The sequence below is a fragment of the Clostridium sp. genome (assembly GCF_032552055.1).
Lineage (GTDB): Bacteria > Bacillota > Clostridia > Clostridiales > Clostridiaceae > Clostridium.
This window is the reverse complement of the sequence record NZ_JAWGSV010000012.1, coordinates 1-22,514: the sequence shown is the minus strand read 5'-3', so window position 1 is coordinate 22,514 and position 22,514 is coordinate 1. Positions and strand designations below refer to the sequence as shown.

General features: G+C 30.0%; 25 protein-coding genes, 1 tRNA gene and 1 other annotated feature. Of the genes, 22 read left to right on the top strand and 4 right to left on the bottom strand.

Features of this window, described 5'->3' with window-relative positions; genetic code table 11:
• The first annotated feature begins 2 nt into the window (after positions 1–2).
• The 3 genes from E6248_RS01940 to E6248_RS01930 all read left to right on the top strand — a co-directional run bounded on the left by E6248_RS01940 (position 3) and on the right by E6248_RS01930 (position 1,391).
• Positions 3–908 (top strand): stage 0 sporulation family protein, encoded by a 906-nt coding sequence (locus E6248_RS01940; protein ID WP_316339163.1) that lies wholly within the window; start codon positions 3–5, stop codon positions 906–908.
• Positions 909–920: 12 nt separating this feature from the next.
• Complete coding sequence (locus tag E6248_RS01935; protein WP_316339162.1) at positions 921–1,124, top strand: heavy-metal-associated domain-containing protein; 204 nt, start codon at positions 921–923, stop codon at positions 1,122–1,124.
• Between the two features lie 96 nt (positions 1,125–1,220).
• Positions 1,221–1,391: a 4Fe-4S binding protein gene (locus E6248_RS01930; RefSeq protein WP_316339161.1), complete on the top strand. Its 171-nt coding sequence runs from the start codon at positions 1,221–1,223 to the stop codon at positions 1,389–1,391.
• Positions 1,392–1,412: 21 nt separating this feature from the next.
• Here the strand turns inward: E6248_RS01930 and E6248_RS01925 are convergent, their stop codons facing one another.
• Entirely contained in the window at positions 1,413–2,063 is a 651-nt protein-coding gene (locus tag E6248_RS01925) for an MBL fold metallo-hydrolase (protein ID WP_316339160.1), read from the bottom strand.
• Between the two features lie 150 nt (positions 2,064–2,213).
• On the opposite strand from E6248_RS01925, the gene E6248_RS01920 reads away from it, so the two are divergent.
• The 5 genes from E6248_RS01920 (at position 2,214) to E6248_RS01900 (ending at position 8,139) form a co-directional block, all read left to right on the top strand.
• Positions 2,214–2,669, top strand: coding sequence for a CtsR family transcriptional regulator (locus E6248_RS01920; protein WP_316339159.1), 456 nt, complete (start codon positions 2,214–2,216; stop codon positions 2,667–2,669).
• A gap of 62 nt (positions 2,670–2,731) precedes the next feature.
• The gene (locus E6248_RS01915; protein ID WP_316339158.1) at positions 2,732–5,167 is read left to right on the top strand and encodes an ATP-dependent Clp protease ATP-binding subunit; all 2,436 of its coding nucleotides are present in this window, start codon (positions 2,732–2,734) and stop codon (positions 5,165–5,167) included.
• 285 nt (positions 5,168–5,452) lie between these two features.
• Complete coding sequence (trxB, locus tag E6248_RS01910; RefSeq protein WP_316339157.1) at positions 5,453–6,397, top strand: thioredoxin-disulfide reductase; 945 nt, start codon at positions 5,453–5,455, stop codon at positions 6,395–6,397.
• Between the two features lie 47 nt (positions 6,398–6,444).
• Entirely contained in the window at positions 6,445–6,672 is a 228-nt protein-coding gene (locus tag E6248_RS01905; RefSeq protein ID WP_136008288.1) for a glutaredoxin domain-containing protein, read from the top strand.
• Positions 6,673–6,681: 9 nt separating this feature from the next.
• A complete protein-coding gene (locus E6248_RS01900; protein WP_316339156.1) occupies positions 6,682–8,139 on the top strand; it encodes an NADP-dependent glyceraldehyde-3-phosphate dehydrogenase in 1,458 nt (485 codons plus the stop codon).
• 237 nt (positions 8,140–8,376) lie between these two features.
• On the opposite strand, the gene E6248_RS01895 is transcribed toward E6248_RS01900, so the two are convergent.
• Together E6248_RS01895 and E6248_RS01890 are read right to left on the bottom strand one after the other, a co-directional pair.
• On the bottom strand, positions 8,377–8,604 hold the full coding sequence (locus E6248_RS01895) for a glutaredoxin family protein (RefSeq protein ID WP_136008290.1): 228 nt from the start codon (positions 8,602–8,604) through the stop codon (positions 8,377–8,379).
• A gap of 148 nt (positions 8,605–8,752) precedes the next feature.
• Positions 8,753–8,911: a hypothetical protein gene (locus E6248_RS01890; RefSeq protein WP_316339155.1), complete on the bottom strand. Its 159-nt coding sequence runs from the start codon at positions 8,909–8,911 to the stop codon at positions 8,753–8,755.
• 140 nt (positions 8,912–9,051) lie between these two features.
• On the opposite strand from E6248_RS01890, the gene E6248_RS01885 reads away from it, so the two are divergent.
• The 4 genes from E6248_RS01885 (at position 9,052) to disA (ending at position 13,349) form a co-directional block, all read left to right on the top strand.
• Positions 9,052–9,774 carry a GntR family transcriptional regulator gene (locus tag E6248_RS01885; protein WP_316339154.1) on the top strand — a complete coding sequence of 241 codons (723 nt, stop codon included), beginning with the start codon at positions 9,052–9,054 and terminating at the stop codon, positions 9,772–9,774.
• Positions 9,771–10,496 carry a glucosamine-6-phosphate deaminase gene (gene nagB / locus E6248_RS01880; protein WP_316339152.1) on the top strand — a complete coding sequence of 242 codons (726 nt, stop codon included), beginning with the start codon at positions 9,771–9,773 and terminating at the stop codon, positions 10,494–10,496. The genes E6248_RS01885 and nagB overlap by 4 nt, the downstream gene beginning before the upstream one ends.
• 404 nt (positions 10,497–10,900) lie before the next feature.
• Positions 10,901–12,268, top strand: a complete 1,368-nt coding sequence (gene radA / locus E6248_RS01875) for a DNA repair protein RadA (protein ID WP_316339151.1) — start codon at positions 10,901–10,903, stop codon at positions 12,266–12,268.
• Between the two features lie 16 nt (positions 12,269–12,284).
• Positions 12,285–13,349, top strand: coding sequence for a DNA integrity scanning diadenylate cyclase DisA (gene disA / locus E6248_RS01870; protein WP_316339150.1), 1,065 nt, complete (start codon positions 12,285–12,287; stop codon positions 13,347–13,349).
• Positions 13,350–13,416: 67 nt separating this feature from the next.
• Here disA and E6248_RS01865 read toward each other — a convergent pair whose 3' ends face one another.
• Entirely contained in the window at positions 13,417–13,911 is a 495-nt protein-coding gene (locus E6248_RS01865; RefSeq protein WP_316339148.1) for a DUF1573 domain-containing protein, read from the bottom strand.
• Between the two features lie 218 nt (positions 13,912–14,129).
• Here E6248_RS01865 and E6248_RS01860 point away from each other — a divergent pair, with 218 nt between their 5' ends.
• The 10 genes from E6248_RS01860 to E6248_RS01815 form a co-directional block, all read left to right on the top strand.
• Entirely contained in the window at positions 14,130–15,224 is a 1,095-nt protein-coding gene (locus E6248_RS01860) for a PIN/TRAM domain-containing protein (protein WP_316339147.1), read from the top strand.
• A 12-nt stretch (positions 15,225–15,236) separates the two neighbouring features.
• A complete protein-coding gene (gene ispD, locus E6248_RS01855; protein ID WP_316339146.1) occupies positions 15,237–15,917 on the top strand; it encodes a 2-C-methyl-D-erythritol 4-phosphate cytidylyltransferase in 681 nt (226 codons plus the stop codon).
• Between the two features lie 57 nt (positions 15,918–15,974).
• Positions 15,975–16,155 (top strand) — a binding site (T-box leader).
• A 74-nt stretch (positions 16,156–16,229) separates the two neighbouring features.
• A complete protein-coding gene (locus E6248_RS01850; RefSeq protein ID WP_316339145.1) occupies positions 16,230–17,942 on the top strand; it encodes a proline--tRNA ligase in 1,713 nt (570 codons plus the stop codon).
• Between the two features lie 11 nt (positions 17,943–17,953).
• Entirely contained in the window at positions 17,954–19,354 is a 1,401-nt protein-coding gene (cysS, locus tag E6248_RS01845) for a cysteine--tRNA ligase (RefSeq protein ID WP_136008299.1), read from the top strand.
• A gap of 44 nt (positions 19,355–19,398) precedes the next feature.
• Positions 19,399–19,815, top strand: a complete 417-nt coding sequence (locus tag E6248_RS01840; RefSeq protein ID WP_316339144.1) for a ribonuclease III domain-containing protein — start codon at positions 19,399–19,401, stop codon at positions 19,813–19,815.
• Between the two features lie 30 nt (positions 19,816–19,845).
• On the top strand, positions 19,846–20,745 hold the full coding sequence (rlmB, locus tag E6248_RS01835; protein ID WP_316339143.1) for a 23S rRNA (guanosine(2251)-2'-O)-methyltransferase RlmB: 900 nt from the start codon (positions 19,846–19,848) through the stop codon (positions 20,743–20,745).
• A gap of 20 nt (positions 20,746–20,765) precedes the next feature.
• On the top strand, positions 20,766–21,278 hold the full coding sequence (locus E6248_RS01830) for an NYN domain-containing protein (protein ID WP_316339142.1): 513 nt from the start codon (positions 20,766–20,768) through the stop codon (positions 21,276–21,278).
• Between the two features lie 68 nt (positions 21,279–21,346).
• Entirely contained in the window at positions 21,347–21,973 is a 627-nt protein-coding gene (gene sigH / locus E6248_RS01825) for an RNA polymerase sporulation sigma factor SigH (protein WP_316339141.1), read from the top strand.
• An 88-nt stretch (positions 21,974–22,061) separates the two neighbouring features.
• Positions 22,062–22,137, top strand: a tRNA-Thr gene (locus E6248_RS01820).
• Positions 22,138–22,274: 137 nt separating this feature from the next.
• On the top strand, positions 22,275–22,514 hold a 240-nt coding region (locus E6248_RS01815), incomplete at its 3' end, for a GTP-binding protein (RefSeq protein WP_291668950.1).

The window sequence follows — 22,514 nt, the reverse complement described above, 5'->3', positions numbered from 1 at the left end:
TAATGATAAAAGTAATAGGCGTTAGATTCAAAAAGGCTGGTAAAATATATTATTTTGACCCAAATGGCCTGAATATTAATAAAGGTAAGTTTGTTGTTGTAGAAACAGCAAGAGGTATAGAATTCGGAGAATGCGTTATTGGAATTAAGGAGATTCCTGAAACTGATATAGTAGCTCCACTAAAAAGTGTAATTAGAGTTGCAACAGAAGAAGATGTAGAGAAACATAATTCCAATAAAGTAAAAGAAAAAGATGCTTTAGATATTTGTTTAAAGAAAATAGAAGAGCATAAATTAAATATGAAGCTTATAGATGTAGAATATACTTTTGATAATAATAAAGTTATATTTTACTTTACAGCAGATGGTAGGGTCGATTTTAGAGAATTAGTTAAGGATCTTGCGACTATATTTAAAACTAGAATAGAATTAAGACAAATAGGAGTAAGAGATGAAGCTAAGATGCTTGGAGGATTAGGACCTTGTGGAAGACCTTTATGTTGCTCAACCTTCCTTGGAGATTTTGCATCTGTATCTATTAAGATGGCAAAAGAGCAAAATCTTTCACTAAATCCAACTAAGATATCAGGTATCTGTGGTAGATTAATGTGTTGCTTAAATTATGAGCAAAGCACATATGAAGATATTAGAAAGAGATTACCTAAAGTAGGCTCCATTGTTAATATTGGAGAAACTAATGCTGAAGTTATTGGTAATAATACTGTGAAGGAAAATGTCAAGGTTAGATATAGAAGAGGCGACGAAGAAATCATAGAAGAATTTAAAATAGATGATATCGAACTAGTTGAAGGTGGATATGAAGATTCTGTAGATGAATCAGATATTAAATTAGAAATTGAATCACCTGAAGATAAAAAGTTAATTAAAGATTTAATAAAAGATAATTAAGGAGGGTATTAAATGAAAACAGTATTAAAGATTTCAAATCTTAATACAAATGATGATGTTATAAGCCTTAGAGAAGTTGTAGGAAGCAATGAAGGTGTTATAGCTTGTGAAGTCAGCTTAAGTAAAAAAGAAGTTAATATAGTTTACGATGATAAATCAGTAACTATAGATAAGATTATTGCTGACGTTGAAGAATTAGGTTACAGTATTAATTAGGCTTGTACAAATTAATTCTTCAGAAGACTTTAAAATTTTTTACCCATGTGATAAAATAGATTTGAAATAAATTCATATTATTAGGAGGTGCTAATTATGGCATTTATGATTGAAGATAGCTGTATAAACTGTGGTGCATGTGCTGCAGAATGTCCAGTTAATGCTATAAGTCAAGGAGATACTCAATTCGTTATTGATGAGGATACTTGCATAGATTGTGGAAACTGTGCAAATGTTTGTCCAGTAGGAGCTCCAGTACAAGCATAATTTATATAAAGAACCGCTTACTTAGCGGTTCTTTATTGTTTCTTCAAGGAAAATTACAGAAGGTTTGTTATGAAAAGAAAGTTCATTAGTATAAATTGAAGTAGAATTATAGGCTACAGCATCTTTTATGGATGATAAGAAGCTTAAAGGACCATTTAAATAGAAATAATTTGAGGAACTTTTAAAACTCATTGGAATAACATATTTAGGTCTTAAAGTTAATGCAACCTTTGCAGCAGAATATCCATCTAATAAAAAATGTCCTCCTATAGGTATAAAAAGAAAGTCTAAATCTGATAATTCTTTTACTAGATCATCATTTAATATATGTCCGAGAGACCCTAGATGAGCTAATCTGAATCCATCAATTTCTAAAAGGTATATTATATTTTCCCCTCTTTTAAAACCATGAAAATTATCTCTATAGCTTAGGAAACCTTGAATTTTAATAAAAGAGTTTTCAAACTTAGATATAGAATTAATTATTTTATAATTAGAACTAATATAATCATTTATAATTTCTTCGTTATGAGTATGACTAAATGTAATTATATCTGGATTTAAATCATATTTTTGTATATAGGGATATAATTGAATTGGATCTAAAAGAATCTTTTTTCCAAGACAATTTTTAATTAAAAAACTAGTATTACCAATCCATGTTATTTCCATATCTATCACCTCTTATATAGTTTAGACAAAAGCTTATGTATAATTCCTTATTAGTAAAATAAAATAGGAAAATGGACATATTAAAATTAATAAGCTATAATTAAAGTCAAAGAAGGTCAATTTTAAAAATAAGTTTAAGAAGGTGAAGATATGGCAAGAATTTCAGATACAATAGAAAATTTTATAAATGATATGTTGAATGAAGAAAGAGAAAGACAAGTCTTAATTCAAAGAAATGAATTAGCAGATAAATTTTCCTGTGCACCCTCTCAAATAAATTATGTATTAACTACAAGGTTCACTTATGAAAAGGGATATATAATTGAGAGTAAAAGAGGTGGGGGAGGTTGTATAGTTATTAGAAAAATAACATACGATGATAAAGATGAGAGACTATCCTTAATATTGAGTTCTATAGGTGAAAGTATAACTTATGGTAATGCTTTATCTATTTTAGATCATTTAAAGGATACTAAGACTATAACTAATAGTGAATACGAAATTATTAAAATTACTTTAAATGATAGGACTTTAACTTCTGTTGAAGATAAAAATAAATTAAGGTCAGATATGCTTAAAGGAATTTTAACCGTAATATTATCATAGAGTATGTTATATATCTAGAGTTTATCTGTAAGTATAATTAGCAATAGGGTATGGAGGTATGTATGGTTTTTGGGAAATTTACAGAAAGGGCTCAATTAATGCTTGTTGAAGCACAAAAGGAATCGCAATTTTTTAAGCATGGATATATAGGAACAGAACATGTTCTTTTAGGTATATTGAAAGAAGGTGGCTTTGCGAATAGGGTCTTATATATTAATGGAATTACTATAGATAAAGCTAGGAAGTTTGTAGAAGAATACCTTGGATATGGAGACTTAGAAATCTCTATAGGTGAAATGCTTATTAATCCAAGAACAAAAAGAGTATTTGATGATAGTTTTGCTAAAGCAATGATGTATAATCATAGTTTTATTAACCCAGAACACATCTTACTAGCTTTACTTGATGATGTAGAAGGAGTCGCATTTTCTATAATATCAAACTTTAAGATAGATATTAAGCATGTGAGAAATGAATTAGTAAGACATCTTAATAAAAGTGACTTAAATGAAAATAGATATGCCGAAAAAAATAAAAGTGTTAATGTTAAGACTCCTATGTTAAATCAATATGGAAGAAACTTAACTTTATTAGCTAAGGAAGGCAAGCTTGATCCAGTAATAGGCAGGGAAAATGAAAATAGAAGAATGCTTGAGATTCTTTGTAGAAGAGGTAAGAATAATCCTTGTTTAATAGGAGAACCTGGTGTAGGTAAAACAGCAGTAGTTGAGGGATTAGCCCAAATGATAGCAGATGGAAACGTTCCTGAAATATTGAGAGATAAATCAATTATTTCTATAGATCTAACTTCAATGGTAGCTGGAGCTAAATATAGAGGTGAATTTGAAGATAGATTAAAGAAGGTTATGGAAGAAATAATAAATGCTAAAGATATAATAATATTTATAGATGAACTTCATACTATAGTTGGAGCTGGTGGGGCTGAGGGAGCAATAGATGCTTCTAATATACTAAAACCTGCTTTAGCAAGAGGAGAAATTAAGTGTATTGGAGCTACAACAATAGATGAGTATAGAAAATATATAGAGAAGGATTCAGCTCTTGAAAGAAGGTTTCAGCCAGTTATGATAGAAGAGCCTTCTAGAGAAGAAACATATAAAATACTTAAGGGGTTAAGAGAAAAATATGAGCTACATCATATGGTGAAAATAGAAGATGAGGCTTTAGAAGCAGCAGTGGAATTATCAGATAGATATATTACAGATAGATTTATGCCAGATAAAGCTATTGACTTAATAGATGAGGCATCAGCTAAGATAAGAATAGAAAACTTAACTACTCCTCCAGAAATTAGTAGACTTAAGGAGGATATTGAAAAGTTATCTAGTGAAAAAGAAATAGCTATAAAGGGAAAAAGCTTTGAAGAAGCTTCTCTTTTAAGGGATAAAGAAGTAATTTTAAAAGATAAGTTAAGTTCTATAGAAATAGAAATAAATAATAGTGATTTTAGTAATATAGTTAATAGAGAAGAAGTAGCCAAAGTAGTATCAGTTTGGTCTAAGATACCTTTAGAGAAAATCACAGAATTAGAATCAGATAAACTACTTAAACTAGAAGAAACTTTAGAAGAAAGAGTAGTTGGACAAAAAGAAGCTGTTATTGCAGTATCTAAAGCTATTAGAAGAGCAAGGGTTGGACTTAAGGACCCTAATAGACCTATTGGTACATTTATATTTTGTGGACCTACAGGTGTTGGTAAGACAGAGTTATCTAACACATTAGCTGAAACATTATTTGGAGATAGAAAGAATTTAATTAGAATTGATATGTCAGAATATATGGAGAAGCATTCTGTAGCAAGGTTAATTGGTGCCCCCCCTGGGTATGTTGGATATGAAGAAGGAGGGCAATTAACAGAGGCTGTTAGAAGAAATCCATATTCAGTTATTCTATTAGATGAAATAGAAAAAGCTCATCCGGATGTTTTTAATATATTACTACAAGTAATGGAAGATGGAAAATTAACAGATAGTAAAGGCAGAGGTGTTAACTTTAAAAATACTATTATTATTATGACTTCAAACTTAGGTGCCCATAACATAAAGAAAAAGAATACTATGGGATTCTTAAATGATGAGTCCTTGGATAAAAGTGAATATGAAAATATGAAAAATAGTATATTAGAAGAAGTGAAGAGGAGTTTTAAGCCTGAGTTTATAAATAGAGTTGATGAAGTAATAGTATTTAAGAAGTTAGTAGATAATGATATCTTAAAAATAATTAATATATTGCTTAATGGAACTATTAATAAGCTTAAAGATAGAAGAATAAGTATAAGTTTAAATGATGAAAGTAAGAAGTTCCTAATTAATAAGGGAGTAGATATTAACTATGGAGCTAGGCCTTTAAAGAGAATTATAACTAAAGAGTTAGAAGATAAGATTAGTGAAGAAATGTTAAAAGGATGTATTAAAGGTGGAGATAATTTAGAGGTATATTGTGATGGTAAAGAGCTTTGTTTTAAGCATATATCCTAAAAAATCATAGTTTTTAATAAGAATAAAAAAATTAAAATAGCAAATAATATCTTATAAATCATGCATATGTCAAAGTAATGTGCATGATTTTTTTATAAATGATAAAATATAATTGTTATTTTAAACAACTATTATATGTAAGTTATAATGGAAATGTGAATATATATGTTAATTGTGAAAAATATGGTAATAATATAAATTATTATCTAAAAGTAGTTGCATTTTAAAAAATAGAAGTATATAATAAAAATAAATAATATACCCCTAGGGGGTAGGAGGATAAAGATGAGTAAGGAAATAAAAGAAAAAGAACTTATAATAATAGGTGGTGGTCCAGCTGGACTAACTGCAGCAATATATGCATCAAGAGCAAAGCTTAATATGCTTTTATTAGAAGATCAAATTCTAGGCGGCCAAGTTAGAAATAGCTATACAATTGAAAATTATCCTGGCTTTAAAAAAGTATCAGGTACAGAGTTAGCTGATTTAATGCAACAACAAGCAGAAGAACTTGGTGCAGAAATAGATGAATTTGATATGGTAGAAAGAGTTGACTTTAGTGGAGATGTAAAAATAGTCGAAACTAATAATTATATATATAAAACAGATACTGTGATTATTTCAACAGGAGCTACTCCTAAAAAATTACCTATTCCAAATGAACAAGAATTCTCAGGCAAAGGAATACACTATTGTGCAGTATGTGATGGAGCAATGTACGATGGAAAAATAATTGGTGTAGTAGGTGGAGGAAACTCTGCTTTAGAAGAAGCTTTATTCTTAACTAAGTTTGCAACTAAGGTTTATATGATAAGAAGATATGACTACTTTAAGGGTGAAAAAGCAACAATAGAAGAAGTAATGAACCATCCTAAAATAGAAGTATTATTCAATAAAGACTTAGTTAATGTTGAAGGTAATAACTTCATGGAAAAGGCTATTATTAAAAATACTATAGATGGAACAGTAGAAGAAATGTCTATGGATGCAATATTTGGATTTATAGGAACAGAACCAAAGACAGAACATTTTAAGGAACAAATTGAATTAACAAATGGGAAATATATAAAAACAGATGAAAGCATGAGAACTAATGTTAAGGGTATTTTTGCAGCTGGAGACGTTAGAGAAAAAGAGTTTAGACAAATTACTACAGCGGTAGCAGACGGAACTATTGCAGCTCTGCAAGCAGAGAAAGTTATAGTTGAAAGAAAGAAAAACAAAAAGTAATATGCTTTTTATAAATAACAATAATAAATATAGTAAGGAGAGATAGTATGATTAAAATTTATTCAACATCTTGGTGCCCATCATGTGTTAAGGCAAAGAGATTCTTTGATATGAAGGGTTGGGAATACCAAGAAATAAACGTAGCAGATAAACATGAAGATAGAGAAGAAGTATTTAAGGTATCAGGACAAAGAACTGTACCTGTTATTGATATAGAAGGTGAAATTATCGTTGGCTTTGATAAAAATAAAATAGAATTAGCGAAAAGTAAGTAGGTGAATGGGATGTTTAGTTGTATAAAAGGAAAAGAATTAACGTTTAAAAATTTAGTAAACGGTGAGTGGACATCAAGTAAAAGTGATCAATTTATAGAAATATACTCTCCAATAGGAAATTGTTTAGTAGGAAAAGTTCCTGCAATGACAAGAGAAGAAGTAGATTTTGCAATGAAGAGTGCAGATGAGGCACAAAAATCTTGGAGAAATGTGGCAGTAAACAAAAGAGCGGAAATATTATATAAGGCAGCAGATCTATTAATTGAAAAGGCTGATGAAATGTCTAGTATAATGATGAGAGAAATCGGAAAAGATAAAAAATCATGCGAATCAGAAATATTAAGATCAGCAGATTATATTAGATTTACAGCAGATACAGCAAAGAATTTATCAGGGGAAAGTATTCCAGGAGATAGCTTCCCAGGATTTAAGAAAAATAAAATATCTGTAGTTACTAGAGAACCATTAGGAGTAGTTTTAGCTATTTCACCATTTAACTATCCTGTAAATCTTGCAGCATCAAAGATAGCACCAGCTTTAATTGCAGGTAACTCTGTAGTATTAAAGCCAGCAACTCAAGGAAGTCTTTGTGGTTTATACTTAGCAAAGATATTTGAGCAAGCAGGAGTTCCAGCAGGAGTATTAAATACTATAACTGGTAGAGGTAGCGTAATCGGTGATTATATAGTTAAGCATCCAGATGTAGATTTTATAAACTTTACTGGAAGTACAGAAATAGGTTCAAGAATTTCTAGCATTACTAGTATGGTACCATTATTAATGGAACTTGGTGGTAAGGATGCTGCAATAGTATTAGAGGATGCAGATTTAGATGTAGCTGCTTCAAATATTGTAGCAGGTGCGTATTCATACTCTGGTCAAAGATGTACAGCTGTTAAGAGAATATTAGTTGTAGATAAAGTTGCAGACAAGCTACTTGAAAAAGTTAAGGTTAAGGTTGAAGCATTAAAGGTTGGTAACCCAGTAGATGGAGCAGATGTAGTTCCTCTAATTGATATGAAGTCAGCTGACTTTGTATGGGAACTAATTGAAGATGCAAAGGCTAAGGGAGCTAAATTAATATTAGGTGGAAATAGAGAAGAAAATCTAATCTACCCAACTTTATTTGATAATGTAACTACTGATATGAGATTAGCTTGGGAAGAACCATTCGGACCAGTACTTCCATTAATCAGAGTAAAAGATAAGGATGAAGCAATTGAAATTGCTAATAAGTCTGAATATGGATTACAATCTTCAGTATTTACTGAAAATATTAATGAAGCATTCTACGTTGCTGATAGATTAGAAGTTGGTACAGTTCAAGTTAATAATAAGACTGAAAGAGGACCAGACCACTTCCCATTCTTAGGAGTTAAGGCATCAGGAATAGGTACTCAAGGTATCAGATATTCTATAGAAGCTATGTCTAGACCTAAAGCTACAGTAATTAATTTAAATAGATAGTAATTAGATAGAGTTTAAATAAGAAACCTAGTAAAGATACTAGGTTTCTTATTTTTTATTAATAGTATAGGATGAAATTATAAATATATTAGATTCATATAAGTGCAGGGGGAAAGAAAAGGAAGCGAGAATTTCATATTATATAAAAAGGAGTAGCTAAATTAGCTACTCCTTAATACTTATGCCTAAATGTTAAAAATAAGATTTATATTTAACTGAGGCAATTTTTAATTTATACTAGATGTTTAATGCGCTATCTATAGCATTTTTATCAAATCCAACGATTACTGTTCCATTTATATCTAAAACAGGAACTCCCATTTGTTTTGATTTATTTATCATTTCATCTCTAGCTTCCATATCCTCTTGTACGTTGAATTCTTCAAATTCTATATTAACTGATTTTAAATAATTTTTAGCTTTAACGCACCATGGGCAAGAGTTTGTACTATATACTTTAACCATTGCTAAATCCTCCTTCAAAATTATCAATAGATAATTAATATTACTTAATATAAAGTTTACACTATTTTACTACTTAATTCAACATAAATATCATATTTTATAAAAAATAAGAATGTGATATCATATCTTTATAAAATAGTTTGGCTAGTTATTTAATTAAGCCTTGATTTTCTAAATTTGAGTTAAGAACCATATTATCTAAAGAATTAATATTGGTATCGTTAATTCTTTCAGATAAATTATCTTTTTTATCATCTTTTAATATATTTTTTGATGGTATATTTGAGTAATAATCTTTGCTAACCATAATATCATCTCCTTTGTTAGATATAGGATTATTATTTGCAATTTTTAAGTTTATAATACAGAATAAAATAGTAGAAAATTTTCAACTGGTCTAGACATCTATAACTACTTTTAATATAATAATTATAGGAGGATTACCTAATGATAGATAAAAACAGTCCAATTCCAATATATTATCAGCTGAAGAATGACTTGATAACTAAGATTTCTGAAGGAATATGGAAGCCTGGTGAATGTATAGCTAGTGAAAGAGAGCTTTGTGAAGTATATGGTGTTAGCAGAATGACCATAAGACAAGCAATTGGAGAACTGGTACAAGAAGGTATATTACTTAGAATTAAAGGAAAGGGTACATTTGTATGTGAGCAAACCTTTAAGCAAAAGGATATGATGAGTTTTACTGAAATAGTAAGACAAATGGGTGGAAAGCTAAGATCAGAAATTATAGATTTTTCTAAAATACAGACACCAGAGGATTTATCAGATATTTTTTCTTTAGAAGAATTATATGTAATTACTAGAAAGCGTATAGTTGATGATGAATGTGTAGCTTTAGAGAAGGTATATATACCAGTAGATTATTGTGGGTATATTGATAAAGAGATGTTGCAAGGCTCTTTATTTACAATATTAGAGGAATTTGGATATAAAGTAGACTATTCTCAATCCTCAATAGCAGCAGTTATTATGAATGATGAATTAAAAAAGACTTTTAATGTAGATAAAGAAGTACCTATGTTAAAAATAATAAGTAAAACTTATGATCTTAGCAATAAGATGATATTTTTAGAAGAAGCTATATATAGATCTGATAAATTTACTTTAGATGTAAATATATCAAGAAGAGAGGGGAAATTAAGATGAAAATAATAATAACTAAAAATTATGAAGAATTAAGTAAAGTTGCAGCTAATGAAATGGCAGAAACTATAAAGAACAATCCAAAAGCTATATTAGGATTAGCTACAGGTGGATCACCAATAGGTATGTACAACGAATTAATCAGAATGAATAAAGAGGGAGAAATAGATTTCTCAACTATTACAACTGTTAACCTTGATGAATATATAGGATTAAGTGGAGAACATACTCAAAGCTATAGATATTTCATGAATGATAATTTATTCAATCACATAAATATTGATAAGAAGAACACATATGTACCAAATGGTTTAGCTGAAAATGTAGAAGAGGAATGCAAGAACTATGATGCTAAAATAGCAGATTTAGGTGGTACTGATGTTCAATTACTAGGAATTGGGAATAATGGACACATAGCATTCAATGAACCAGATCAAGAATTAGTAGCAGGTACTCACTTAACTGGATTAACTGAAGATACTATAAAAGCTAATGCGAGATTCTTCAATTCAATCGACGAAGTTCCAAAGACAGCTTTAACAATGGGACTTGGCGGAATAATGAAATCTAAAAAGATTATAGTTATTGCAAGTGGCGAAGGAAAAGCTGAAGCAGTAAAAGCTATGGTTAATGGAAAGATTAGCACTAATATGCCAGCTTCAATGTTACAAATGCATAGAGATGTAGTTGTTATAGTAGATGAAGCAGCTGCCAAGTTACTATAGAATAAATATTTTAGATATAAGAGGGTGTAATTTATACATCCTCTTATTTTTTTTTATATTCTCGGTATGGGCAACGACTTGACAGTATAAGTTAGTTGTGGGATTGGTAGTATGAACCACTAGACAATATGAAGGGTGTCCATCTTTACGTGTATGTTGGAGACTTTGCAAGTTTCATAGAGAAGATAAAAGTATGGCTAGTTTCTATATTGTGATGTAAGTTAGACACTCTCTTACTTTTCGTGTAAAATAATTAAGGTGTATAGATTCGAAAATTTATGTAAAAGAATAACAACTAGGATATAATATTATATACTGATAAAGTTATATGTTTGTTATATTATATTTTTATAGTAATTTAATAGAGATGATATTCATAAAATAAAAAGATTGGTGGTTAAGCTATGGCAAAGATTAAATCCATATTTGTTTGTCAAGAATGTGGATATGAGTCTCCTAAATGGTTAGGAAAATGTCCAGATTGTAATAGATGGAATACTTTAGTTGAAGAAGTTAAAGAAAGCACAAAGGTTAGTAATTCAAAAGTTAATACTATTAAAGTTTTAGATAATATGCCGAAAAGTATAAGGGAAATTAAGTCTGGTGAAAAAGAAAGATATGATACAGGACTTAAAGAACTTAATAGAGTATTAGGTGGTGGGCTTGTTAGAGGCTCATTAACTTTAATATCTGGTGATCCTGGAATAGGTAAATCTACATTATTACTACAAACAGCAGATGCAATTTCTAAGAAATATGGTAAGGTTTTATATGTATCTGGTGAAGAGTCAGAGGAACAAATTAAAATTAGGGGAGATAGGTTAGGAGTTAATGCAAATGACCTATATATAATTTCTGAGACTAACTTAGATTTAGTAGAAGCATATATTAATGAATTGAAGCCTGTATTTGTTATTATAGATTCTATACAAACTGTGTATAAGGAAACTATTACTTCGGCACCAGGAAGTGTATCACAAGTTAAAGAGTGTTCTAATACGATAATGAGAATAGGTAAGAATCAAAATATTCCTTTATTTATAGTGGCTCATGTAACTAAGCAAGGAGAATTAGCAGGACCTAGGGTTCTTGAGCATATGGTTGATACTGTTTTATACTTTGAAGGTGAAAGAACAGAAGATTTTAGAGTCCTAAGAACTATGAAGAATCGTTTTGGTACTACTAGTGAAATTGGTGTTTTCGAGATGGCTGAAGAAGGGTTAAGAGAAATATATGATCCTTCGAGAATATTCTTAGAAGACACTAGTTTTAATCAAGAAGGTTCAGCGGTTATAGGGATAATGGAAGGAACTAGACCTATATTAGTTGAAATGCAAGCATTAGCTAGTGAGAGTAATACCCATCTAGCAAGTAGGACTGCTGTTGGTATAGATAATCAAAGATTAAGACTTATACTTGCAGTTTTAGAAAAGAAGTTAAGGGTTCCTTTTTATAAATATGATGTTTATGTCAATGTAGTTGGAGGTCTTACCTTAGATGGAACTACTGGAGATTTAGGTTTAGCCTTAGCATTATTATCTAGCGTAAAAAATGTTAGTATTAAGCTAGAAAGAACTGTTATAATAGGAGAAGTTGGATTAACAGGTGAAATAAGACCTGTAAATGCTTGTGAAAGGCTTATTAAAGAAGCAGAAAAAATGGGATTTAAACATGCAATTATACCTGAAAGAAATAAGGATAAGGCAAAGAGTGATGTAATTAATGTAATAGGAGTTAGCAATTTAAGAGAAGCAATTAATAAGATATTCTAGTAGATTGGGTGAGTGTATGAGGATAAAGTTTGATGAAGAAATAAAAAGTATATTAAAGCTTATGAGTCCAGGGACAGCGTTAAGAGAAGGTTTAGAAAATATTTTAAGGGCTAAAACTGGTGGATTAATAGTAATAGGTGATAATGAAGAAGTAATGAAGATAGTTGATGGCGGATTTAATATCAATTCTGATTATTCTCCAGCCTATGTATATGAACTAGCTAAAATGGATGGAGCTATTGTATTAAGTAGCGATTTAAAAAGAATAATATATGCGAATACTCAATTGGTGCCAGATCATACACTTACTACATATGAAACTGGTACTAGGCATAGAACTGCTAATAGGGTAGCTAAGCAAACGGGGAATATAATAATAGCTATTTCCCAAAGAAGAAATATAATTACTATATATAAAGGTGATTTAAAGTATGTACTTCAAGAGAGTAGTATTATTTTAGCAAGAGCAAATCAAGCTATTCAGACTTTAGAAAAGTATGTTAATGTTTTAGATAGAGTAATTAATAATTTAAATTTACTAGAGTTTCAAGACTTGACTACTATATTTGATGTAGTTACAGCTATACAAAGAACAGAGATGGTTATGAGAATAGTAGAAGAAATTAAGAGGTACATAGTAGAGCTTGGTAATGAAGGTAGACTTATCTCAATGCAGCTTAGTGAACTTATTAGATATATAGAAAGAGATGGAATATTATTAATTAGAGATTATTGCAAAGGTGATAAAGACTATAATGAAATATATAATGATATTCAAAAGCTTACATCTGAAGAGTTAGTTGATTTAGATTTAATAGCTAAATTACTTGGATATCCAGGAGAACCTCTAACAGATACATTAATTTCTCCAAAAGGATTTAGAATATTATTCAAGGTTCCAAGAATACCGACATCTGTTATTGAAAATTTGGTTAAGCATTTTGAACAATTGAAATATGTCATTAAGGCAGATACTGAAGATTTAGATAGGGTTGATGGGATTGGTGAAGCTAGAGCTAAAGCCATAAGAAGTGGTTTGAAGAGAATAAAGGAGCAGATTTATCTAAAGAGCGAAATTTAGTAAAATTATGTATAAAACTAAAAAAAGTAGATAATAATAGAAAAGCAGGGGTTAACCTGCTTTGACTTTACCTAAAAGTATATTTACCTAATATATTAATTTTATTTTCTTCTTTTAACAATATATCGTATAAATTCAAGTCTAAACTATTACATAAAGAAGTAAGATAAAATATATTATTACCTATTTCATTTTCTATAATTTCACGACAGTTATTGCATAGATTTCCTTCTATTTGGTGAGTTAACTGATGATTTAATTGTTGACTTAAGCTTTCATTAATGGAGTTTTCATTATCTAAGTCAATATTAACTTCATCATTACTTTTTTGTGAATTTTCTCTATGATTTTTATTATTTATTAATTCACCAATCTTAGAAGGAATATCTTGTTTTTTTGCATATATACTTATGCAACCACAATCAGTTACGGCCTTTGCTAGGGCACGATTAACCCTTGAATTTGACTCTGTTAACTTAGTCATTATATCTAAAATACTTCTATGGCGTAGAAGAGATTCATTAACATCATTTTGAAAATTATCAAATATTATATCCTTCATTTATAGCTCAACTCCTTACAAGATTATCACTGTTTGGGAAGAATAATTTGCAGTCATGGGTGTAGTAGATGATAAAATTATAATAAATGAATTATTTTCTTTTTTATAGGGGGTATTTTAAATTAATAAGAAATTAATAATTCGGCATTTTAGTGAATACCTTTATATGGTATAATTAAGTGGATTAAAAACAAGTATTATTTTAAGGAGGTGAAAATATGTTAAAAAAGATTATAAGAGTTATATTTACTGCAATTGGATTAATAAGTGGATATATATTAAGTGGAGTACTACTTAATATTAAAGCTTTAAGTTCAAGTAATTTTTTATCTAAAGCAATTGGAATTATATCTTTTCGTATCTTTATAACTATTATTTTAGGAATTATATTTTATATTATATCGCCACGTATATATGACTCTATGCTTAAGACTATTGAATATATAGAAAAAAGTATTCAAAGATTTACAGCTACTGAACTTATTTATGGTGGAGTGGGGGCACTAAGTTCTCTGATTCTTACGTCATTGATAGGATTACCCCTTAATAGTATAGATTTATATGGACTTGGACCTATATTATTTGTGCTTTTAAATTTAATATTTGCAATTATATTTGCAAATATATTTATTGAAAAGAAGGATGACATAGCAAACGTTCTTGTAAACTTAAAGAAAAGTAGTCAAAAAGAAAAGAAAACTAAAGGCCATTCAAAGAGTAATCCTAAGGTTTTAGACACATCTGTTATAATAGATGGAAGAATTTTTGATATATGTCAAACTGGTTTCGTAGAAGGTCCTTTAGTAATACCTAATTTCGTATTAGATGAATTAAGACATATCTCTGATTCAGCTGATTCTTTAAAAAGAAATAGAGGTAGAAGGGGTCTAGATATACTAAATAAGATTCAAAAGGAATTAGATATAGAGACTCAAATTTGGGAAGGCGATTTTCCTGAAATCCAAGAAGTGGATAGTAAATTATTGAAACTTGCTCAAACACTTAAGGGAAAAGTTGTTACTAATGACTTTAACTTAAATAAAGTAGCTGAATTCCAAGGAGTTCCTGTTTTGAATATAAATGAACTTGCTAATTCTATTAAGCCAGTAGTTCTTCCAGGAGAAGAAATGAAGGTTATAGTAGTTAAGGATGGTAAGGAAGCAACTCAAGGTATTGGATACTTAGATGATGGAACTATGATAGTTGTTGAAGGTGGAAGAAGATTCATGGGAGAACAAATAGTAGTTATAGTTACTTCAGTTCTACAAACAGCAGCAGGAAGAATGATATTTGCTAAACCTAAAGAAGATTAAGTAGGTGTTTTTATGGTTAGTGCTATAATTTTAGCCGGTGGAAAAGGCAAACGAATGGGTGCTAAAATTAGTAAACAATATATAGAGATTAATGGAAAGCCCTTGTTATACTATACATTAAAGCAGTTTTTATCTTGTGATGAAATTAATAAGATTATTTTAGTTTTACCTAAGGAAGAAATAGAATATTGCAGAAATGAAGTTCTAGAAAAATACTCACTTAAAGTTGACTTAATAGTTGAGGGTGGAAAAGAGAGACAAGACTCTGTGTTTAATGGGTTAAGTGCATTAAAAGATGAAGGAATAGTTTTAATACATGATGGAGCAAGACCATTTGTTTCTAAAAGGATAATTATTGAAGGTGTAAAATATGCTGACCTTTATGGGGCAGCAGCGCCTGGAGTAACACCAAAAGATACTATTAAAATTAAAGATGATGAGAATTTTTCTAAGGAAACTCCTAAGAGGGAGACATTAGTTGCAATACAAACTCCTCAAGTTTTTAAAAGTAATATTATTAAAGAGTGTCATAAGAGACTTAAAAGTGATAATTTAATAGTAACAGATGATACCATGGTAGTTGAAGCTTATAATTATGGCGTTTATTTATATGAAGGTGAATATACAAATATTAAAGTCACTACTCCAGAAGACTTAATATTGGCTGAAAAGCTAATAAATGTAGTAGACTAATATATTGACATAAGATTTACAAGAATATATAATTAATTAAGTTAAAATTAAATAGGTTTTAAATCAGTGAAGAAGAATAGTAAAATCCGCTTTTTCAGAGAGAAAATTCATCGGCTGTAAGATTTTCAATAGGATTTGAACCAGCTTTGGAGTTATAGGTAAAAACTATCGGTTTAACATCGTTAAAATTATTAGAGTACAAATTTAGGTGGTACCGCGATTAATATTCGCCCTAATTATTTAGGGCGGATTTTTTTATTTTCTAATAAAATAATATCGCTATATCATCTATAGATATAGGAGGAAAAGATTATGAAAATGTCTAACATGTTAATATCAACATTAAGAGAAGTTCCAGCAGAAGCTGAAATTGATAGCCATAAGCTTATGTTAAGAGCTGGAATGATAAGAAAAATGGCTTCAGGAATATATAACTATATGCCATTAGGATTAAAAGCTTTAAAAAAGGTAGAAGATATAATTAGAGAAGAAATGAATGATGCAGGAGCACAAGAATTTCTAGCTTCAGCAGTATTACCAGCAGAACTTTGGCAAGAATCTGGTAGATGGGATGTATATGGTGAAGAAATGTTTAGGCTTAAAGATAGAAATAATAGAGATTTTTGTCTGGGACCTACTCATGAAGAAGTATTTACTGATATAGCAAGAAATGAAATTAAGTCATATAAGCAATTACCAGTTAATTTATATCAAATTCAAACTAAATACAGAGATGAAAGAAGACCAAGATTTGGAGTTATGAGATCTAGAGAATTTATAATGAAAGATGCTTATAGCTTTGATAAGGATCAAGCAGGATTAGATTTATCATATAATAAGATGAGAGAAGCTTATATTAAAATATTTAATAGATGTGATATAGATGCAAAACCAGTTGAAGCAGATTCAGGAGCAATTGGAGGTTCTGGTTCAGCAGAATTTATGGTTAAATCAGAAGTAGGAGAAGATGATGTAGTATTCTGCAGTGCGTGTGATTATGCAGCCAATATAGAAAAGGCTCCTTCTACACCAGAAGTTTCAGAAAAAGAAGACTTAAAAGATTTAGTTAAAACTGAAACTCCAAATATCAGAACTATTGAAGAGTTAGTTAAATTCTTTAATACAACTGAAAAGAAATTTGCCAAGACTTTAATATATAACGCAGATGGAAAAATTGTTGCAGTTATGGTTAGAGGAGATAGAGAAGCTAATGAAATTAAAGTTTCTAATGCTTTAGGTGGAGTAGTTAATTTAAATATGGCTACAGCTGAAGAAGTTTTAGCAGCTACTAATGCACAAGTAGGATTTGCTGGACCAATCAATATAAAGGTAGATACTTTATTAGTTGATGAAGAAGTTAGAAATATGTATAATTTCATAGTTGGAGCTAATGAAACTGGATATCATATTGAAAATGTAAACTATGGTAGAGATTTTGAAGGTACAGTAGGAGATTATAGAAATATAACAGAAGGAGAAAAGTGTCCTTCTTGTGGAGCTAAGGTTAATATTTCTAGAGGAACTGAAGTAGGTCATATATTTAAGCTTGGAACTAAGTATTCTGAAGCTATGAAAGCTACTTTTATAGATGAAAATGGTAAGGAAAAACCATTTATTATGGGATGCTACGGTATAGGAGTAACTAGAACATTAGCTTCTATAATAGAACAACATAATGATGAAAATGGAATAGTTTGGCCTTTAGAAGTTGCACCATATCATATAAATGTGATTCCTGTTAATATAAAAGATGAAGCACAAATGGAAGTTGCGAGTAAAATATATGAACAATTAAAATCTATTGGTATAGATGTAGTATTAGATGATAGAAATGAAAGAGCAGGAGTTAAATTTAAGGATTCTGAACTTATGGGTATTCCAATGAGGGTAACTGTAGGTAAGAAGATTTCAGATGGTGAAGTTGAATTTAAGCTTAGAACTGCTGAAATGGAAACTATAAAAATTGAAGATGTAGTAAATAGAGTAAAAGAAGAATTTAATAAAAATAAATTATCTATTAGATAGGAGGTAAATCGATGATACTTTATAATAGCTTAACGAGAAAGAAAGAGGAGTTTGTACCACTTACTCCTGGAGAAGTTAAGATGTATGTATGTGGACCAACTGTATATAATTATTTTCATATTGGAAATGGAAGAACTTTTATAGTTTTCGATACAATAAGAAGATATTTTGAGTATAGAGGCTACAAAGTAAATTTTGTTCAAAATTTTACTGATATAGATGATAAAATGATAAAAAAAGCCAATGAAGAAGGGACTACAGTAGCTTGCGTTGGAGATAAGTATATAGATGAATATTATAAAGATGCAGATGGACTTAATATAAAAAGAGCATCTACAAATCCTAGAGCAACTGAGTTTGTTCAGGATATAATTGATTTTATTTCTGGGCTAATAGAAAAGGGTTATGCTTATGAAGTAGCTGGAGATGTCTATTTTAGAACTAAAAAGTTTGATGGATATGGAAAACTTATAAAACAAAGCATAGAAGATCTTCAATCTGGAGCAAGAATTAATATTGATGAAAGAAAAGAAGATCCAATAGACTTTGCTTTATGGAAGGCTCAAAAACCAGGGGAACCTGCTTGGGAAAGTCCATGGGGACTTGGTAGACCAGGTTGGCATATTGAATGTTCATGTATGGCAAAGAAATTACTAGGTGAAACTATAGATATACATGCTGGTGGAATGGATTTAGCTTTCCCTCATCATGAAAATGAAATAGCACAAAGTGAAGCTTTAACAGGAAAAACATTTGCTAACTACTGGATGCATTCAGCATATTTAAATGTTAATAATGAAAAGATGTCTAAATCATTAAATAACTTCTTAACTGCAAGAGAAGCTCTTAAAAATTATGATGCTGATGTAATAAGATTTTTAATGTTATCAGCTCACTATAGAGTACAATTAAATTTCAGTGGGGAGCTATTAGATTCAGCAAAAGCATCTGTTGAAAGACTTTATAATGCTGTAGCAAATCTTGAAAATTTAATTGATGAAGTTAAGAAGGATAAAATGGATGAAAAAGAAGAAGAGTATTTAAAATCATTAGATGTATATAGACAAAAGTATATTGATAAAATGGATGATGATTTTAATACAGCAGATGCTATAACAGCTATCTTTGATCTTATAAGAGATATTAATTCAAACATCAATATAGAATCATCTAAAGAACTATGTGAAAAAGCTCTAGAATTAATAAGAGAACTTGGTGGGCCTTTAGGAATGTTACAAAAATCAACTAAGGGTAGTTTAGAAGAAGAAATTGAAAGATTAATAGAAGAAAGACAGCAAGCAAGAAAAGATAGAAATTTTGCTTTAGCTGACAAGATAAGAGATGACTTAAAGGCTAGAAATATTATTTTAGAAGATACACCACAAGGTGTTAGATGGAAAAAAGTAAATTAATTTAAAGGCTGCAAAAGTGCAGCCTTTATTTAAAGGAGATTAGGATGTTAGAGGATTTAAGAAGTAGGGAATTTAGTAGTGATGAAGCTAGAAGGCTAAATCCTTTGCAATTAGCTTTAGTTGGTGATGCGGTGTTCGAAATATATATTAGAAGTTATATTCTATCTGAGAACACTGAGCTGTCTGCACATAAGATGCATGTTGAGGCTATTAAGTATGTTAAGGCAAAAAGTCAATCTGCTATCATTAAGGATATAGAAGAAGAGTTAGAAGAAGATGAAATGTATATTTATAAAAGAGGAAGAAATACTAAATCTGCCACTACTCCTAAAAACGCAAATGTGATAGACTATAGAAACGCTACTGGTTTTGAGGCCTTACTTGGATATTTATATTTAATTGGAAATAAAGAGAGATTATTTTATATATTAGAAAAATCAACAAAAGTTAAGTTAACATAAGTTAATAAATGTTATAAGGAGTGAAGAAAAGTGACAAAAGGAAATAGAGAAAGCAGAATGAGAGCTAGAGCTGAAAGAAAAATGCTTGAAGGTTCTACTAATCAAGGGAAATTTAAAAACTATGGATTTAGAGAAGAAAGAAAATCTTCTAATAATAGAAATAAAGCAATTGAAAGTCCTGAAGTTGAAGAAAGAGAAGATATAATAGTAGGAAGAAATGCTGTTATGGAAGTATTAAAAAGTGATAGAACTATAGAGGCACTATATATTGCTAATGGTAATATGGAAGGTTCTATTAAAGCTATAATTAATATAGCAAAAGAAAAAGGACTAGTGATAAAGGAAGTTGATAGAAAGAAACTAGACTTTATGAGTGCTGGTAATAATCATCAAGGAGTAATAGCTCAGGTTACGGCTTATAAGTATTATGAAGTAGCAGATATGATAAATTATGCTAAAAAGAAAAATCAAGATCCTTTTATAATAGTTTTAGATGAAATAGAAGATCCTCATAATTTAGGTTCAATTATAAGAACAGCAGAGTTATGTGGAGCTCATGGAATAATAATACCAAAGAGAAGAAATGTAGGGGTAACATCTACTGTATATAAATGTTCAGTTGGAGCTATAGAGCATATGAGAATAGCTAAAGTTACAAATATAAATGCAGCTATAGATGAGCTTAAAAAAGAAGGTCTTTGGATATATGGTGCAGATATAGCTGGTACTGAATATAGTTATGAAGTTGATTTTGGTGGTCCTTGTGCAATAGTAATTGGAAGTGAAGGTAGAGGTATATCTAAGCTTACTTTAAAGAAATGCGACAAATTAGTTAAAATTCCTATGGTAGGAAGAATTAATTCTTTAAATGCTTCAGTTGCAGGTGGTATAATGATGTATGAAATATTAAAAGGAAGGCTAACAAAATAGCTTTATAGAAGAGGTATGTTTTGAAAATAATATTTGTTGATGGGTATAATGTTATAAACAGCTGGCCTAACTTAAAGATTCAAAAAGATTATAGTTTTGATGGAGCTAGGCAAAGTTTAATTGATAGCCTACACAACTATTCAGTTTATGAGGGGTGTAAAATAATAATAGTTTTTGATGCCCATAAGGTAAATAGAAGCATTGAAAAGAAAGAAGATATAAATAAAAACATCAGTATTGTATTTACTAAAGATGGTGAAACGGCAGATTCCTATATTGAAAGGGAAGTTCATAACATAGGAAGAAGATTTGAGGTCTATGTAGTAACTTCAGATTGGCTTGAACAACAAACTATATTTCAAAGAGGAGCTGTAAGAGTATCTTCTCTTGAATTTTATAATGAAGTACTTGATACTGAAAATAGAATAAAAAAGAAAACTTTGAAAAACTCAAATTTATCTAAGAATAACTTATTAGATAATGTTAATGAGGAAGTGTTTAATAAATTAGAAGCTATGAGACGTAGTAAATAATGAGTTGAATATTACAGCTATTATAGATAGGCTTGAAGGGGTGAGATGTAGTGGAGGATAGTAGCAAAGTGAATATACATTTTAGTGAGTTTGTAAATAAGACAGATGAAGAGGTAGTTGATAAGGCTAAAACTGGTGATGCAAGAGCTCAAGAATACTTAATATCGAAGTATGAGAATTTTGTTAAAGCTAAGTCTAAATCATATTTTCTAATTGGTGCGGATAGAGAAGATATTTACCAAGAGGGGATGATAGGGTTATATAAAGCTATAAGAGATTTTAAACCAGATAGACTAGCTAGCTTTAAAGCTTTTGCTGAGCTTTGTATTACAAGACAAATAATAACTGCTATTAAAACTGCTACTAGGCAGAAGCATATCCCTTTAAACACATATATATCTTTAAATAAGCCAATATATGAAGAAGAATCGGATAGAACTCTTATAGATGTTCTGTCGGAACTTAAGATAACTGATCCGGAAGAATTAATAATTGGAAAAGAGCAATTAAAACATATAGAGGGAGAAATGGCTAAGGTACTTTCAGATTTGGAAATGGAGGTGCTACAGTCATATTTAGATGGCAAGTCATATCAAGAAATAGCTTGTGATTTAGATAGGCAAGCTAAGTCTATAGATAATGCTCTGCAGAGGGTTAAGAGAAAGCTTGAAAAATGTCTATATAATGATAAATAAGTCATCAAATTTTTATTGACAAATTTTTTGAACAATAGTAAACTTTATAATTGGTATATTAAACTATAAGCCAATTTAACAAGGAAATGCTCACGTAGCTCAGTAGGCAGAGCGTCGCCTTGGTAAGGCGGAGGTCGTCGGTTCAATCCCGATCGTGAGCTCCAATATAGTTGAGCGCTCACTAGTTGTGATTATCGTAATTATAGATTGCTTTGATCTTTGTAGTGTGCTCAATATATTAACCCCAAAAACAGAAAACGCTAGGCAAAGTTTATTACAAAGATTAAAGGAGGATTTTACAATGGCAAAGCAAAAATTCGAAAGAAGTAAACCACACGTAAACATTGGAACAATTGGTCACGTTGACCACGGTAAGACGACTTTAACAGCTGCGATCACAACAGTATTAGCAAACAGAGGTTATGCAGAAGCATTCAACTACGCTGATATAGATAAGGCTCCTGAAGAAAAAGAAAGAGGAATCACAATCAATACATCACACGTTGAATACGAAACTGAAAACAGACACTACGCTCACGTT

What these genes read in the sequence shown, in the direction of transcription:
- E6248_RS01905 (WP_136008288.1), top strand. Translation starts at nt 6,445, where the DNA reads ATGATTAAAATTTATTCAACATCTTGGTGCCCATCATGTGTTAAGGCA.
- cysS (WP_136008299.1), top strand. Translation starts at nt 17,954, where the DNA reads ATGATACTTTATAATAGCTTAACGAGAAAGAAAGAGGAGTTTGTACCA.
- E6248_RS01840 (WP_316339144.1), top strand. Translation starts at nt 19,399, where the DNA reads ATGTTAGAGGATTTAAGAAGTAGGGAATTTAGTAGTGATGAAGCTAGA.
- E6248_RS01925 (WP_316339160.1), bottom strand. Translation starts at nt 2,063, where the DNA reads ATGGAAATAACATGGATTGGTAATACTAGTTTTTTAATTAAAAATTGT.
- nagB (WP_316339152.1), top strand. Translation starts at nt 9,771, where the DNA reads ATGAAAATAATAATAACTAAAAATTATGAAGAATTAAGTAAAGTTGCA.
- E6248_RS01940 (WP_316339163.1), top strand. Translation starts at nt 3, where the DNA reads ATGATAAAAGTAATAGGCGTTAGATTCAAAAAGGCTGGTAAAATATAT.
- ispD (WP_316339146.1), top strand. Translation starts at nt 15,237, where the DNA reads ATGGTTAGTGCTATAATTTTAGCCGGTGGAAAAGGCAAACGAATGGGT.
- E6248_RS01900 (WP_316339156.1), top strand. Translation starts at nt 6,682, where the DNA reads ATGTTTAGTTGTATAAAAGGAAAAGAATTAACGTTTAAAAATTTAGTA.
- disA (WP_316339150.1), top strand. Translation starts at nt 12,285, where the DNA reads ATGAGGATAAAGTTTGATGAAGAAATAAAAAGTATATTAAAGCTTATG.
- E6248_RS01885 (WP_316339154.1), top strand. Translation starts at nt 9,052, where the DNA reads ATGATAGATAAAAACAGTCCAATTCCAATATATTATCAGCTGAAGAAT.
- E6248_RS01895 (WP_136008290.1), bottom strand. Translation starts at nt 8,604, where the DNA reads ATGGTTAAAGTATATAGTACAAACTCTTGCCCATGGTGCGTTAAAGCT.
- E6248_RS01915 (WP_316339158.1), top strand. Translation starts at nt 2,732, where the DNA reads ATGGTTTTTGGGAAATTTACAGAAAGGGCTCAATTAATGCTTGTTGAA.
- E6248_RS01890 (WP_316339155.1), bottom strand. Translation starts at nt 8,911, where the DNA reads ATGGTTAGCAAAGATTATTACTCAAATATACCATCAAAAAATATATTA.
- E6248_RS01865 (WP_316339148.1), bottom strand. Translation starts at nt 13,911, where the DNA reads ATGAAGGATATAATATTTGATAATTTTCAAAATGATGTTAATGAATCT.
- radA (WP_316339151.1), top strand. Translation starts at nt 10,901, where the DNA reads ATGGCAAAGATTAAATCCATATTTGTTTGTCAAGAATGTGGATATGAG.
- E6248_RS01930 (WP_316339161.1), top strand. Translation starts at nt 1,221, where the DNA reads ATGGCATTTATGATTGAAGATAGCTGTATAAACTGTGGTGCATGTGCT.
- E6248_RS01860 (WP_316339147.1), top strand. Translation starts at nt 14,130, where the DNA reads ATGTTAAAAAAGATTATAAGAGTTATATTTACTGCAATTGGATTAATA.
- E6248_RS01935 (WP_316339162.1), top strand. Translation starts at nt 921, where the DNA reads ATGAAAACAGTATTAAAGATTTCAAATCTTAATACAAATGATGATGTT.
- trxB (WP_316339157.1), top strand. Translation starts at nt 5,453, where the DNA reads ATGAGTAAGGAAATAAAAGAAAAAGAACTTATAATAATAGGTGGTGGT.
- E6248_RS01920 (WP_316339159.1), top strand. Translation starts at nt 2,214, where the DNA reads ATGGCAAGAATTTCAGATACAATAGAAAATTTTATAAATGATATGTTG.
- E6248_RS01850 (WP_316339145.1), top strand. Translation starts at nt 16,230, where the DNA reads ATGAAAATGTCTAACATGTTAATATCAACATTAAGAGAAGTTCCAGCA.